The 13,977-nt window shown below is 41.1% G+C and carries 13 protein-coding genes and 3 pseudogenes; 8 read left to right on the plus strand and 8 right to left on the minus strand.

The window, feature by feature from the left end; translation table 11 throughout:
• Positions 1-104: 104 nt before the first annotated feature.
• Positions 105-1,451 (plus strand): hypothetical protein, encoded by a 1,347-nt coding sequence (locus tag ACYTXL_RS17010; RefSeq protein WP_461925759.1) that lies wholly within the window; start codon positions 105-107, stop codon positions 1,449-1,451.
• A gap of 289 nt (positions 1,452-1,740) precedes the next feature.
• Here the strand turns inward: ACYTXL_RS17010 and ACYTXL_RS17015 are convergent.
• Positions 1,741-1,992, minus strand: a pseudogene (locus tag ACYTXL_RS17015) (Hsp20/alpha crystallin family protein); the annotation flags it as partial.
• Between ACYTXL_RS17015 and ACYTXL_RS17020 the strand changes: the two are divergent.
• From ACYTXL_RS17020 to ACYTXL_RS17030, 3 genes and pseudogenes are all read left to right on the plus strand, one after another.
• Positions 1,991-2,446 (plus strand): annotated as a pseudogene (locus ACYTXL_RS17020) (RNA-guided endonuclease InsQ/TnpB family protein); the annotation flags it as partial. The pseudogenes ACYTXL_RS17015 and ACYTXL_RS17020 overlap by 2 nt on opposite strands.
• A gap of 215 nt (positions 2,447-2,661) precedes the next feature.
• The gene (locus tag ACYTXL_RS17025; protein ID WP_461925760.1) at positions 2,662-4,791 is read left to right on the plus strand and encodes an alkaline phosphatase family protein; all 2,130 of its coding nucleotides are present in this window, start codon (positions 2,662-2,664) and stop codon (positions 4,789-4,791) included.
• Between the two features lie 413 nt (positions 4,792-5,204).
• Entirely contained in the window at positions 5,205-5,474 is a 270-nt protein-coding gene (locus ACYTXL_RS17030; RefSeq protein WP_461925819.1) for a hypothetical protein, read from the plus strand.
• A 469-nt stretch (positions 5,475-5,943) separates the two neighbouring features.
• Here ACYTXL_RS17030 and iscB read toward each other — a convergent pair whose 3' ends face one another.
• The gene (gene iscB / locus ACYTXL_RS17035; protein WP_461925761.1) at positions 5,944-7,227 is read right to left on the minus strand and encodes an RNA-guided endonuclease IscB; all 1,284 of its coding nucleotides are present in this window, start codon (positions 7,225-7,227) and stop codon (positions 5,944-5,946) included.
• An 881-nt stretch (positions 7,228-8,108) separates the two neighbouring features.
• On the opposite strand from iscB, the gene ACYTXL_RS17040 reads away from it, so the two are divergent.
• On the plus strand, positions 8,109-9,089 hold the full coding sequence (locus ACYTXL_RS17040) for a CE1 family esterase (protein WP_461925762.1): 981 nt from the start codon (positions 8,109-8,111) through the stop codon (positions 9,087-9,089).
• A 233-nt stretch (positions 9,090-9,322) separates the two neighbouring features.
• Here ACYTXL_RS17040 and ACYTXL_RS17045 read toward each other — a convergent pair whose 3' ends face one another.
• From ACYTXL_RS17045 to ACYTXL_RS17070, 6 genes and pseudogenes are all read right to left on the minus strand, one after another.
• Positions 9,323-9,772, minus strand: a complete 450-nt coding sequence (locus tag ACYTXL_RS17045; RefSeq protein WP_461925763.1) for a P pilus assembly/Cpx signaling pathway, periplasmic inhibitor/zinc-resistance associated protein — start codon at positions 9,770-9,772, stop codon at positions 9,323-9,325.
• A 449-nt stretch (positions 9,773-10,221) separates the two neighbouring features.
• Complete coding sequence (locus ACYTXL_RS17050) at positions 10,222-10,674, minus strand: Hsp20/alpha crystallin family protein (RefSeq protein WP_461922116.1); 453 nt, start codon at positions 10,672-10,674, stop codon at positions 10,222-10,224.
• 284 nt (positions 10,675-10,958) lie between these two features.
• Positions 10,959-11,162 carry a hypothetical protein gene (locus ACYTXL_RS17055; protein ID WP_461922117.1) on the minus strand — a complete coding sequence of 68 codons (204 nt, stop codon included), beginning with the start codon at positions 11,160-11,162 and terminating at the stop codon, positions 10,959-10,961.
• Positions 11,163-11,168: 6 nt separating this feature from the next.
• Complete coding sequence (locus ACYTXL_RS17060; protein WP_461922118.1) at positions 11,169-11,315, minus strand: hypothetical protein; 147 nt, start codon at positions 11,313-11,315, stop codon at positions 11,169-11,171.
• 335 nt (positions 11,316-11,650) lie between these two features.
• Positions 11,651-11,824, minus strand: a pseudogene (locus ACYTXL_RS17065) (late competence development ComFB family protein); the annotation flags it as partial.
• 423 nt (positions 11,825-12,247) lie between these two features.
• Entirely contained in the window at positions 12,248-12,385 is a 138-nt protein-coding gene (locus ACYTXL_RS17070) for a hypothetical protein (protein WP_461922125.1), read from the minus strand.
• A gap of 308 nt (positions 12,386-12,693) precedes the next feature.
• On the opposite strand from ACYTXL_RS17070, the gene ACYTXL_RS17075 reads away from it, so the two are divergent.
• The 3 genes from ACYTXL_RS17075 (at position 12,694) to ACYTXL_RS17085 (ending at position 13,937) form a co-directional block, all read left to right on the plus strand.
• Positions 12,694-13,122, plus strand: coding sequence for a toxin-antitoxin system YwqK family antitoxin (locus ACYTXL_RS17075; protein ID WP_461925764.1), 429 nt, complete (start codon positions 12,694-12,696; stop codon positions 13,120-13,122).
• Positions 13,123-13,192: 70 nt separating this feature from the next.
• Positions 13,193-13,525 (plus strand): hypothetical protein, encoded by a 333-nt coding sequence (locus ACYTXL_RS17080; protein ID WP_461925765.1) that lies wholly within the window; start codon positions 13,193-13,195, stop codon positions 13,523-13,525.
• Between the two features lie 184 nt (positions 13,526-13,709).
• Positions 13,710-13,937 carry a hypothetical protein gene (locus ACYTXL_RS17085; RefSeq protein WP_461925818.1) on the plus strand — a complete coding sequence of 76 codons (228 nt, stop codon included), beginning with the start codon at positions 13,710-13,712 and terminating at the stop codon, positions 13,935-13,937.
• The last annotated feature ends 40 nt before the right edge of the window (positions 13,938-13,977 follow it).

A 13,977-nucleotide genomic window follows, 5' to 3' on the forward strand; every position in this document is an offset into this window, starting at 1 on the left:
CCAATTTACACCTAAATAAGTTGCAGTTGCCTCTAGGAAGTAAATTTTCTAGAGGCAACTGCAATAGAGGATTAATCTTTTGTAACTAAAGGCTGATAATCTGCATGAAATCATCTCATCTTCTATTATTAGTAAGTTTATGCTTGAGCTTATTATTGCTGCTCACACCTTTACGAGCAGAGGAGGAACAAGGCAAACTCAAAGGCTCTGATGTCATGAGCAATAACACCAACCAACAGGTGTTGGGAGCGGGTAATACTGAAGCGATTAGGCTTGCTGAAAAATCCCCCTTAGTGCAGTCAGCGAAAAATTTTTTGGTAAACCAGACAGAGAAAATAAAAGATTCCAAACTGAGAAAAGCTACACTTGATGCCATTGATAATCCCACAACCTGTATCATGCATAGATCCGGATTAACTGGTAGCAAAAAACAGGAGATTGTACAGCAATTGCTCAAAGTCGGCTTGGTAGATGCGGCTGACGATATGACATTTCCAGGTGGACTAATAGCTGGAATTTTCCCACCAGTTAGCAATGATGGTAGTGTCTGCCCCCAACTTCCCCAGTCTTTTTTCTCGGCACCTGGAAGTGGAAATAACAGTCACCATGCTTATCCCGGAGGACTACCAATACATGAAGCATTTAATAATATTAGTAATTTGAGCTTTGCGAGTAACTATCGGCTAATATATGGTCAAACAAACAGTAATGGTTTACCAATTGTCAATCCAGATAGTGAAAGTAAAGTAGATTCAGACATTTATATCAGTAACGACCTATTAATTGCAGCACCGATTTGGCATGACTGGGCCAAGTCAATCGTCTTTCAGTGGAATGCTTCAGGCACTGAGTTTCAGGAGTTGAACTTCGGTGGGAATGGTAAAACAGACAATTACGGTGCGTCGGGCGATTCTAGAACTGGTGGTCATCACATCATCAGTTTGGCTGAAGCGATGAAGCGAAAGTTATCCCCTGAGTTTGTGATTACTCAAGCTTGCGCCCACTCAGCTCCGACTCTCGGTAACGAGTACAAGGTAGTTAACTGGTTACATACGGCTGCGATTGTGGCTGGAATTGACCCCGTAGCCCAAGGATATTTATTCATCTCAAAGCAAAACCATCTGCGTCTGCCGAGGGTGCGTCAACTTGGCAACTTCTCACCACAAGCAAATTCATCACAAACTAACTTACTGGCTGAGTATGCCTTCCATAACCTGTCAGATGCAGATTTTGTTTTATCAATTCCGGCTGTTACTACTGTTCAAGAGCAATTGAGAGCGATCGCTCCCCAGTTCGGCTACAATCCTACGGATACAAAATACATATTACAATTTCGCAATCCTGTGCTAAGTTACTTGTCTGCCGAACGGTTGCTAATTATTTATAGCAATCATGGAGTTGATGGTGTGATTACAGAAATCAGGAAGCTCAGTCAGAAAAAGATTATCTAGCTCGACTAAAATTTGAGAGTTCTGGCATAAAGCAATAAACAGTAAAAAGCGATCGCGATGATCGCTCTCCTTACAAAGAGCACTGATAGACTCTTGATACATTACAGAGTACAAAAATGGTTGGAGAAGTCCCATAAAGCCAGAAGCGATCGCCCCCCCAATTCAAGCGAGGAAAAAAGAGCGATGCCTGCGGCGGGCGGGTACGCCATCGCATACAAAAAAGCCCAGTCATCTCATAACTGGGCTTTTAGCTCTCTCAATCAATCATTGTCGGTAGAGTAATTTCAGACTATGCAGCAGGAAGTTCAAGATTAACCTTGACAATTTTGTTCTTTTCTTGCTCGGATTTGGGCAGTGTCAGATTCAAAATACCGTCTTTATAATCTGCGGTGACATTGGTATTTTGAACCCTAGCAGGTAGAGGAATTACACGTTGGAATTTACCATAGTAAAATTCGCTCTTGATAGTACCATTGGTTGCGGTTTTAGTTTCAGACTTGCGCTCACCACTAATGTGAACAGCGTCTTCTGTGGCTTGAATAAAGACAGCAAGGTGCGTAGTGATGTCTAACAACATTCATTGTGGCGTATGAAGACTTGAAGGTGCGAAATATGGTGAGTAACCGTCACTTAGCCAAGTCAATTAGTGACGCAGCGTGGACTCAATTCCGGCAATGGGTTGAATATTTTGGCAAAGTGTTTGGCGTGGCAACTGTTGCAGTTCCACCCCATAACACGAGTCAAAATTGTTCTAATTGTGGTCAGGTTGTCAAAAAATCTCTTAGCACTAGAACTCATTCATGTCTCCATTGCGGAACGGTGTTACACCGTGACCATAACGCAGCGCGAAACATACTTGAGATCGGACTCCGTACCGTGGGGCACACGGGAACGCGTTTTTCGTCTCTGGAGACATCGACCTCTGCATAGGTGGGGAAACTCCTCTGGGTAAGCCGAGTCGTGGAAAGAGAAAACCTAAGAAGGCAACTTCTTAGAATCCCCTCCCGAGACGGGATGGGGTAGATGTCAATCCTTTACTTAATATTTTCATAGTCTTTCGTTAAGATACCTTCAATAAATTGAGGATTAATCATCTCAATAAAGTTACGGCATCTTAACTTACGGAGGACAAGTGAGCAGATATTTAAAATTCAATGGAATAAACAAAGCACTTGAGTGGCTATGGCAGACTTTGAGACATAAGTTACTCATGGGCCTATCCATTGTAATGCTGGTGACTTTTTTCTTCACCTTAACTGTACATTCTCTAGTGGCTAAAACCGTATCAAGCACACCACACCCTAAAGTGATTTTGATTTCCCTGGATGGGGCAACACCAGATTTTGTCGAACAGTATCTTAAAAAAGGTGTGCTGAGTCGAAGACAGGGATTGGGACTTCTGAAAAGGGAAGGAGTTTACGCAGAGCGAAACATTACTTGTAGTGCATCCCTAACTGCGGCTTGTCATATAGCAATTGGTACAGGTTCAACCGCAGCTCGCAATGACATTAACAGTAACACATTCCACTTGGTTGCTAGTCCCTTTACTTCTAATATCAGTGGTTTTGGCGCTCCCATCGGTGGTTATTCAACTTTTGGGTCTGCTGCAAGTTTACAACCTACTGCTGAACCTCTGTGGGTTGGACTCCAGCAAAATGGGAAGAAAGTTGTGGCCGCTACCTTTCCCGGTGCAGATGGAGTTGATGTGCGAGTACCGGGTTTAGCCAATAGCCCAATTATTCAATCTGCCAACAGAAGAACTGTATCGTACACAGTTCCCTTTGGTGCTTTTGCTGGGGTAGGTGCGACTGGTTTTAGTTTAACCGCCGCTAACTTTAGTCCGGCTTCTACCCAAATAGTTAGTCAACTCAATAATGCCGGAAGAGTTTCCTATAGCCCGATTCAGCAAGCTGCTTTAAACGATCGCTTTACTGTTGGTGGCGTTAGCTATGATATCCAAGTTGCGGCATTAGATACAAGTAACGATCGCAAGACTAACTATGATACGCTAGTCTTCTTTGATGCTCAAATTGGTATTCCAGCCGGGCCTTTTAGTTTACCTGCAACTGGCCCTGCCTATGTCAGAGCGTGCGATCGCCGTTCTAGTCTATTTTACTTAGAAGGTAGTTCCAACCAGGCAGGAGCAGCATTTTATGTCAGCAATCTTGCCCCTGATCTGAACATTGTGCGGATTGCCCGTTATTCTGCGAATGCGATTCCTCAAAATCCGGCAGCACAAACTAGTGTTAATGATATTCTCAGGAACGTTGGCTTCTGGGTTCCTCAGTCTGATTTTCGGATTCCAGAACGCCTTAGCCCTGGATTTACAACTTTCCCCGACAGGGAGCTAGAAGCTATTTATGAAGACCAAGTTCAACTGTTTGTAGACTATCAAACTCGACTGGCATTAAGAGCAATCAATCAAAACCCTAATGCCGACTTAGTTATGGTTTATATTGAACAACCAGATGGATCGGAACACCAGTTTCTCTTGACTGATTCTCGCCAGCCCAGTGATCCTACAAATCCATCCTCTATTGGCGTAGGACAAGATAAAGCCAAAGTCACTCGATATAGAAGCTATCTAGAGACAGCTTACCGGGCTGCTGATAATGCTGTAGAACGCATCATGAACGCAGTAGGTACAAATCGCCAAGGTAAACCTAATAGTAACATCATAGTTGTTTCCGACCACGGTTTTTCTGTCTTCCATACAGAAGTTAACCTCAATAACTACCTCGCAAGTAAAGGTTTTGACTTAACTAGAGTCCGTGCCGTGACATCAGGGCCAGCCGTCAACATATATATCAATCTTCAAGGGCGTGAACCCAACGGCGTTGTCACTCGTGCTGAATATGTAAAGGAGCAACAACAAATCATCACAGCTTTGCGAGAATTAGTAGACACCAATTCTAACTATGTCCAAGTCCGACAAAAAAAGGCAGTTTTTGACCAGATATACCCTCGTCCTCTACCAAGTAATTTAAACGACCCAAGTTTTGGACTGGGTACAAGTGAATTTGTTGGTCAAGATACTGGTGATGTCTTTGCAATCATGGGTGAAGGATATAACTTTGACGGAAGACAAACTCCGGCTGTAACTCGTTTAGGCGACGCGGATAATTCAGTTTTTTCCGTGCCTAACTTCTATGGGGCACATGGCTACGATCCGAAAATACCTAATCTCAGTGCCATTTTCTATGCCGCAGGCCCCGACATCGAGCGCCGTGGCAATATCGGCACAATTCGCAATATCGATATAGCCCCGACTATCAACAGTTTACTAGGTGTTCCCTCTGCCCCAACTGTTCAGGGAAAAGCTCTCAAGATTAGAAAGTAACTACTTCGTTATTCTTAGAGTGCTAACTTCTCCACCGTCTGGAATGCCAAGTCAAACTACTATTCAGTAGCTTGACCGCTCCCAATTCAAAGAGGAAAAAAGAGCGATGTCTACGACAACTCCAAAGGAGAACGCATCGCCAACGCCTAAAGTCTTTGTGGGACTGGATAGAATCATCCTGAATTGAGGATGCGATCGCTTTATCCAATGTGTTTTCAATATGGCGGAGTTTACGGCGATCTGTCAAGTTTTCCCATGAGCGATTTTGAGAATTTTATTTTTGCTTAGGTTTGGTCAATGTTTTGGTAGCCATAGGTACTCAAAGCTGATTGCCGATTGAGTTAACCTAACAAGACTTGCTCTGGAAACAGCTAGACCAAATAGCGATTTATAAGTTGTCCAGTTGGCTAATATTGACAGTTTGCAGACCCCACGGGTTGCCAATATTTCTGACAGCACTACCGGGAAGATTTATTGGGGTGAGGACTCAACCAGAATTAAGGGTCTTGTCCACTTTTGGTGCTCATGAAAAGGGGATGCTCTCAGTTGAGCGATCGCTTTTTCAAGGCATTCATGTTTTGACTTTAAATAGTGTTAATCAAATTGTTAATTTAACAGAATCACGTCATTTTATTTTGAATTATCTGCTATCATCTTGCCAAAAATATTATCTGCTTTCTTAATCTAAACAACCTTTAGAGAGGGAATAAAAATTTATTAATATCCTAAGGAACAGTTATTGCTTCTCCAATTTTTAGCGCTTAAATAACCTATGAGCATGAGTTAAATCTTTTATGTTTGATTATTTCTCGTCCTTCATCATATTAATTCAGTATTATTTTCTTAATTATCCTGACTTTTCGCTTTTATGTTGACTGTAATCTCTTTATACTTCAAGCTGAAGTCCGGAATGTGGGTTGGCTCCTGTTGCGACACAACGGGAGTTTTTTGTTCTGATAATCTGGTAACTTGTTGGAACTGGTGTAAAAAATTTTTAAGTTTCATCTAAACCTCCAGGAGACCCCCACCAAAACTGTACTCAGTTTGGTGGCGGGAGGAATGGAGGGGGAATTACGAAACGTCCCCTGAGTGAATTTGTGCTTCTTCACAAACAATGATGGGGACAGTTGAGTAATTCCCAATTTATTGGGATTACATTGCATACGAATAACCATCCTTTGCGTGAATGCGTTTACAGAATTTGTGAGATATTCCTTGAACTAATCCGTGTAAGCCAGAAATATTGAAATTACCAGATGAACGAATCGCCACTTTTCCAACATAATCACCAACCTTTTTACCAGTGGTAACAACTGCTTTTACGATGTCGCCAGTTTGAAAATTAAAGTGTATTTTTTCTCTTGGTACATGACGATTAGGAAATCCAAATTTGTCCGTTCTGCATGATTGTCTTGAACCATGTCCGTTAGCTGTAATTAATAGAGGCTTGACGCACTTAATAATTAGTTTGGGTGTTGATTGACCAACACAAGCAGCATCTAGCCAGTGAGTTTTTTCTAAATTTTGTTGACTACGATTAAACTTTGTTAAACCACCGGAACCAGTTTCTACTGGTAGTCCAGTTGATTTTAAGGTTTGAAGCAATGTCCATCTAGTTGTATTTACTGCGGCTGCATCTGCCAATGGTCTTTTAGCTTGTGCCAAAATTTTTGATAATTTGGATGAGTCTTTTTTAAGAAAATCCTTGATATCCTTAGTTCCTTTCTTGGCGTTACATTTCTCGCAACTTAGGGTGAGATTTGATATAGAATTACTACCGCCTTTTGCTCTGGGATGAATATGTTCAATCTGAAAAGGAACGTCTTTAACTCCGCAATAAGCGCATTGTCTGCCCCATTTTTCAAGTAAATATTCTCTTGTTTCGTAGCCTTGCAAAGTACCTTGCTGATACTCCTCACCCTGAATGTTTGGGTTAGACATTAGTTGCATATCAAACCTGACTAATTCTTGACTGATTGCTGTGATTGGTGCAAATCGACGTAACTTATCAACGAGCGTTTTGATATTATTAACCCGACTTTGCAAGCTAGGTGCTAACCATCCTGGGGGACGAGTTCTGTTTAAAAATCTTGGTTGCCTGTAGCGAGTTTTCCTAGCACGTCTACTACGTCTTAATTGTCTTCTAGAAGTTAAAGCATCTCGAATTGCAAAACCTCTATGCTTCAATTCAGCCGCAAATACAACCTCTCCACTTGAATCGTTGACTAATGCAATTCCTGTAAATTTAGCACCTGGGTCGATTTTTAATCGTAGTGGTTGAACTTCAGTGTTAGGACATGATTTCTTGAAAATAATTGTGAATGGGAATTGACGGTAAACTGCTGCTTTTTTGTTTCGTAATAACTGCCTCGCCTGTGCTGAATGTATGGGATCTAACGGTTGTTTGTTTTGGTCGATAACGAATACTTTGGACATAAGTCCCTCCTTGCGGGTAAGGTTAGCCTGGACAATGATTTAAAGGTTTTTTACGCTAACAGCACTGACTCAGCGCAAAGTCTTGTAGACGGGTTTCCCGTCGCAGAGAACTTTGCAAGACAACCCAATGATTCTGTTTAACTGTTAACCTCAGAGCTACAACAGCAGCTTCGTATTCGTAGGTGAGATGACCTGAAAATCGTAGTACTCAAGGTACTTAGTCGGGTAAACTCTGGGCTTTTAAAGCCCCCACTGAAACGGTACTCCGTTCAGTGGTGGGTAGTTTACTAGTAATATTTATTTCAGGAGGCAGAAGGAGGGAGGCAGGAGGAACCCATGCTTAAAAACATGGGATTGTAGCAAGCAAAAGAGGCAAAGACACTCACCTGGGCGCTTTGTATCTCGCGGAAAGTGCCGCGACGCTCGATGACTCGCTCTAAGCGGGGAGTGCAGCGTCTGGTAGAGTTGCTATGCCGAAGGCGTTGCATCTAGTAGAGAAGGCTTTACGCTGCACTATCGATACAATTCTTTTTTTGACTGGGCTTTATACCCAGAAAAGATAGTTTTTTAACTGAGCCTTCAGCAAGAACTGCCTTTCTTTGTAAAAAAGATTGTAGTATAAATTTTGGCACTGCTTACAGAATATGGCAAATATTACTTGAATACATAATTACTTTCACTCATCGCTCGGAGAATCCCATTTTTGCAGAAATACCGATTGCTGAGTGTAGTATAGGGAGAACACAATACTCACTTGAGTCATAGCCATGACCCCTAAAGAAAAAGAACGGTTACAAGCAGCAGTAAAAGAAATCGCGGCAATCCTGTATAAAAATACATCACCATGCAATTGTAGACTTTAGATAGAATTAATAATAGAGATGTCTAAAAAATCTGATTTTTTTAAATATGTTTTGAGTTGCCTACTCTCAACGACTTTGGCTGTGACTTCTAATTCTCTTCAAGTAGAAGCAAAAAGTATACCCAGAGAAAAAATCTTACTTTCGGAGAATTATGGGAGACTAAGAAACCAGGAACAGTTACGTACTTACTATATATATACGCCAAAATCTTACAACCCTAAACACGCGATGTCGTTAGTTTTAGTGTTTCATGGAGATCGGGGTAGCGGTAATTCTATTGCTGAAGTTACTCGCTTTAATAATTTAGCAGAAGCATTCGGGTTTATTGCAGTTTATCCAAATGGACTTGACCATCAATGGAGCTTTACAGGACATCTGAGAAAAAAGATAGATGATATTTCATTTGTTGCAGCTTTAATTGAACACCTGCAACGAATTAGAAATATTAATAGCCATAAAATCTATGCCACTGGTTTTTCTCAAGGTGGAATACTCACTCAAGCTTTAGCCTGTAAGCTGCCGAATAAAATTGCTGCTTTTGCATCAGTAGCTGGCTCTCTAACTGCTCGACTTGTGCCTAGTTGTCATCCTTCGCTGACTGTATCAATAATGATGATTAATGGTACAAAGGATTTAAGTGTAGATTATTATGGGGATCGCATAAGTCAAAAAGAAGCACTTGTTTCTATTCCAGAAACAGCAAATTTTTGGCGAAGGCATGATCAATGTACTTCTTCATCTCAATTTCAAAAGTTAACTGGGACTAAATCTAGTAATCGCTTGCGAGTCAAAACTCTTCGTTACTCAGGTTGTAGAAACAGATCAGAGGTATTGCAGTTAGCTGTAGTCAACGGTGGGCACTTCTGGCCTGGTGGTGCTTCAAGTGATACTAAATTAAATCAGTTAAATATTCAGCTTGGTTTGAATGCAAGTAGGGCAATTTGGAGCTTTTTTGAACGCCACAGTTTGAGTAGTTTAATCAAGGGAAAAAACCGTTAATTGTACAGAGATACAATGGATTCTGTCGTTTAACGAATTCGCTTTATCAATTTGATGGATCTAAGTGATCTAAACAGGGCAAATTTTCAAATACATCCTGCTTTTTCTCCTGCTCATTGCCGCACTAATTCTGTTAAAATGGCGTCTCTGCTCGCATAAATGTTGAGGCAGGTGGATGGGGCCGATTCTAGGGTGTTGAAAAGTTCAATTCATTTGACCCCAATACCTTTATCTTACTGATGCTGTTGCTGCCATTGTGCGCGTTGCTGTTCGAGTTGCTGCCTCTGTTCGGGAGTGAAAACAGAGTCCATCTTCGCTTTTTGCGCTTTTCTAATTTGCTTGATTTGAGCCTTTTGACTGTCAGTTAGATTTAGAGATTTCATGACATCACGACGATTAGTATGTTGCCCTTGTTGATGCTGTGTTCTTGCTGCTTTCAGCTGTGCAAGTTGTTGTGGTGTATAAACACCTTCGATTTGCTGCCTACTATCTTTTTCAATTTGACGCAGCTGTTGTTTTTGCGCGTCAGTCAGATTTAATTTTGCCCAGCGATCGCCTTCTTTTTTGTGAGAATTTTGTTGAGCTTGTGCTAGCAATGGCTGTCCATTATGAATCGCATCTGCTTTAACAAGAAAGGGAACTGCTACAACACTTACTGCAACAATACTTGCAAGAACAGACATTAACTTATTAATTTTCATCATACTTTAAAGGTAAATTTGCTTTTTGTGTATGTCATCATCATAAGAATCTATTATCAAAACTGAATGAGCTAAAAGTCATGATTTATACTATGACCTTTGTAATAGTGGCACATGGGAACGTTAGAAAACCCACCAGTTTCCAATGTTCGGGTTGGGAGTGAAATTCTTGATAGCCATAGCGTTGTTTGATTAACACTCTTAGGTCGCTCCCCCAATCAAGCGAACGCGAGTAGCCTCTCGTAGAGAGGAAACCCCAAGCGACACCGATAGCGTAGCGTTAGCGTTAGTGTAGCGGTAGCGAGTCCGCGAGCGTCCGCAGGAGCGTCACAGCCCCTTAAAGTAGACATCGCATACAAAAGAGCTTGGTCACTTTCATAACCAAGCTCTTAGCTGTCTCAATCAATCATTGTCGGTAGAGTAGTTTCATACTATGCAGCAGGTTGTTCCAGATTAACCTTGACAACTTTATTCTTTTCAAGCTCAGTTTTAGGCAGTATCAGATTCAAAATGCCATCTTTATAATCTGCGGTGACATTGGTATTTTGAACCCTTGCAGATAGAGGAATTACACGTTGGAATTTACCATAGTAGAATTCGCTCGATGTTGTGCCATTGTTTTCGGTTTTAGTTTTAGACTTGCGCTCACCGCTAATGTGAACAGCATCTTCGGTGACTTGAATATCTAGGTCTTTAGCTTCCAGTCCTGGCAGTTCTAGTTTCAAATGAATCGCATCATCAGTTTCTTGTAGTTCAGCAGCCGGAACATTAATAAAGCCTTTTTCCAAGCGTGCAGATGATACTCTGGTATCTCCAAGTAAGCCGTTGATGTGACGTTCTAAAGTGTTCAATTCTTGCCAGGGGTTGTAACGACGAACTAGCATATTAATTTATCCCTCGTACCAGTAGTAGTTTTTTGCTCAACAAACTGAGGATTTAAATCCTTGCTTTGATTTCTATATTATTGAGAACTAAGAAGCTTGTAAATTCGGTTATTCTCACCAAATAATTGATGATTACCGCACCAAGTTAAGCAGTAAAAAAGATTACGGTTTACTCTAATTATGCGGTTCGGTAAACCAGAATAAAAACTATTAATACCAATAATAATCAACTAAAAAATCTGCTGTTGAAGGGGATTTGCTTTGACACTAAACTTTACTTTCCCCTACCCAAACGGTTGTCCCCAGCGCTCCCAGTTCTCCTTATTGAATGGACTGCGCCACTTCAAAATCAAGCTTAACTCCAACTCTTGCCGGGGTTTTCTCTCAACCGATGCATCCCACCAAAACGCCGCATTGACCGCAGTCTGAATCCCATAGCGATAATGTAAATCCTGGTAGCTGGCGATCAGGTGTGTATACCCTTCCACCGCTTGTTAGAGCGGATCAATTTGGTCTCGGTCGTAGTGGTTGGGTGCAATGTCGAATAATGTCGCCTGCTGCACTGGCTTGCTTTCCCTCACCCGTTGCTGATAGTCCAAAATTTGCGCTTTCCACTTTTGCAGGGCATCAGCAATTGCCAAGCCTAGTAGTGTGACAGACCACCACCTTCTTCTGCTGCCTCACCCACGTTGGCAGTAATGTACTCAGTTGTAGCTTTAAATCCTCGCATAACCTTTTGAGCTAACTCATCTTTGATACTCCCTACGGCTGAAGCCGGGGGATTCTTAAAGAGTCCATAAACGGATCTTCAAAGGCGCTATCAACTCGCCGCTACTGATTCTACTGAGAGTCAAGGAATAGCGCTGCTCACTACCGCCGCCACAATCGGTAATTCTGCTGAATCAAAACTTCCTGGAGTTGGGCCTGGTCGCCGTGGGCTGGGAGTTAGGGATGAACCACCAGTATTATCATCCTCCAAGACCTCACCAGTTAATAGCGCACCCATCAGCCGATCCAGCGCCATATACTTTTCAATTGAGAGTTCCGAGGGATTATCACAAATTTGCCCTATTTCTTCTTTCATTGCTTGTGTTAGATAACGATCTTGGAAAGCTTGTTCTACAATTTTTTCGATACTCATAACGCTCATTTTCTTCATGTCTGTAAGTTTTACTGTCAGGGTATCTAATTTTTAAGACTTATGATATGAAGTTGTAGAAATTGCTTGAATAGGCAATATAGAAGGATTTAAATTGGTGACAAATAATTTATCGTCAGAAGATATAACAGGTTGTGGATTTATAATAACTTGCTCATCTTCCCAAAAGCTAATGCCTGATTTTAATCCATTGGGTTTTTAGTGGAAGTTCGCTTGATTGCCCTGAATATTTCTATGATAAGAAATATTAATTCTGCGCGATCGCATCTCCACCACTTTTATGGGTTCTCAACTATATATTCCTAACATAGTGACTCGGCCACTCATTGCTAAGCTGTTGGACATTTAACTTGCATATTACCTGGAAGTAAAAGTCTTGTGGGGTGGGCATCTTGCCCGCCCTGGTTATGCAAATTAAAAGTACATTAGCTTAACATAGCCAGGATTATTTGGTTCAACTGCCGCATTGTTGTAGCGTTTATCTGCGGTAGCAGGCATTGTAAGAGTGATAGGATGTCGGACATGGGCGAATTGTAGTTTTTGAGTTGTCATTTGGGAAGACAACAACTCTACTACAGAGCGCCCTCTCTCTTCATACTCTTATTTTGGCGAAGGTATTGCTATGAAGTTTAGATAATGCAATCACTGTTAATGTTAGCAAAAATAGGCATCAAATAATTCCTAAAAATGCGATTGAGGAAATCAACAAATACTCTGAAAATAACATATCAGCATATTATTTTTTCAACGGTGAAAAAATTATTTATCGTTCTTGGAATGGGAATCAAATATATAAGGAATATGAGATAAAAAACGAAAAAAAGCACGGTTTATTTCGCGTTTGGCATGATAATGGAAATTTGTGGGAGGAAAGCTTTTATGTTGATGGAAAAGAACATGGAATTACCAAACAATATGATTATGATGGTAATTTCATCGGTAGTTACGAAATGTATCATGGTACTGGTGTTGATTTGTGGTACTCAGCAAAAGGTGTTATTTCCGAAGAAAGATATTTCAAAGATGGAGAACGTCACGGTTATGAACGATGGTCGAATGATGATAATAAAACTATTTATCGAGAACAGCATTTTCAAAATGGTATAGAACACGGGATTTGTCGAGAATGGAATCAAAAATGTTCTCTCAGTAGGGGATTTCCTCAATATTATGTGAATGGGGAAAAACTGATTAAAGTTAAGTATTTAAAAGCTTGCATTAGCGATAAATCCTTACCCAAATTTCAAGAATTAGACAATTGTAATTATCGAGAATTCCCAGCTAAGTAGGTAGGCAAAAAAACAAGCTATGTAAAGATAAATAAATACGGAGAACGCATCTACCGAGGTAACTTAAAGTATGGACGCTCGTCTAAGAGTATTTTTGACTCGTGAGCAAAACAAAATCTTATTAAATCTGAGAACAGAAGAAGTGTCACAGAAAGTCAAAGACCGAGCAGAAATAATTAGGTTGAATGCACATGGGTGCAACTGTAGGGGTGGGATGGGGCGATGCCCAACTCTTGGAGACGCTCCGCGTAGCTTGCTTCCACGAAGTGGTACGGCGCAGGCTCAGGGTAAGACCTACGGCGGCAAGCTACGCCTGTCTACTACATTTCCTCTAAGAACGCGATCGCCTATGCTGGGCTTTAAGAGCGATCGCTGTTTCCCGATTTTTCCTCTAAGAATTTAAGTTTAACATCACTTAAAAAATTCCCTTAATTCAAGCAATAAATTTTACTATAAAAATACATTTCAGTGTATGTACGGGGGAACTACAGCTTTAACCTGACTAATATGTAACAAGCAATATAGCATCACCTACTTAAGCTAGAAGGTAAAGTTTCTTTGGTTAAAAGGTTGTAGAAATTGCCGCAATCCGTCTATTTGAAGGGAAACCACAAGCTGAGTTTCATGCTTATATTGCTAATAGTGTCAGTGTTGGTGACTCAGAGCAGATACATGGACATAGCGATCGCTTCTTAGCAAAACATGGTAGACCTGCTGATGATGTTTTTTGTGAGTTCTTCGAGTTTGTCGGGAGTTCCATACTGGTTGGGGATAATGTGGGTTTTGACATCAAGATGGTGACTGACAAATACTAACTCTACGTTTTTCGATTCGACCATGACCTTTATTAATTAG

It is taken from the genome of Nostoc sp. (assembly GCF_054880495.1).

Coding starts and splice junctions, on each gene's coding strand:
- ACYTXL_RS17025 (WP_461925760.1), top strand. CDS start 2,662: ATGGGCCTATCCATTGTAATGCTGGTGACTTTTTTCTTCACCTTAACT.
- ACYTXL_RS17070 (WP_461922125.1), bottom strand. CDS start 12,385: ATGACAACTCAAAAACTACAATTCGCCCATGTCCGACATCCTATCACT.
- ACYTXL_RS17080 (WP_461925765.1), top strand. CDS start 13,193: ATGGACGCTCGTCTAAGAGTATTTTTGACTCGTGAGCAAAACAAAATC.
- ACYTXL_RS17050 (WP_461922116.1), bottom strand. CDS start 10,674: ATGCTAGTTCGTCGTTACAACCCCTGGCAAGAATTGAACACTTTAGAA.
- ACYTXL_RS17010 (WP_461925759.1), top strand. CDS start 105: ATGAAATCATCTCATCTTCTATTATTAGTAAGTTTATGCTTGAGCTTA.
- iscB (WP_461925761.1), bottom strand. CDS start 7,227: ATGTCCAAAGTATTCGTTATCGACCAAAACAAACAACCGTTAGATCCC.
- ACYTXL_RS17040 (WP_461925762.1), top strand. CDS start 8,109: ATGTCTAAAAAATCTGATTTTTTTAAATATGTTTTGAGTTGCCTACTC.
- ACYTXL_RS17045 (WP_461925763.1), bottom strand. CDS start 9,772: ATGTCTGTTCTTGCAAGTATTGTTGCAGTAAGTGTTGTAGCAGTTCCC.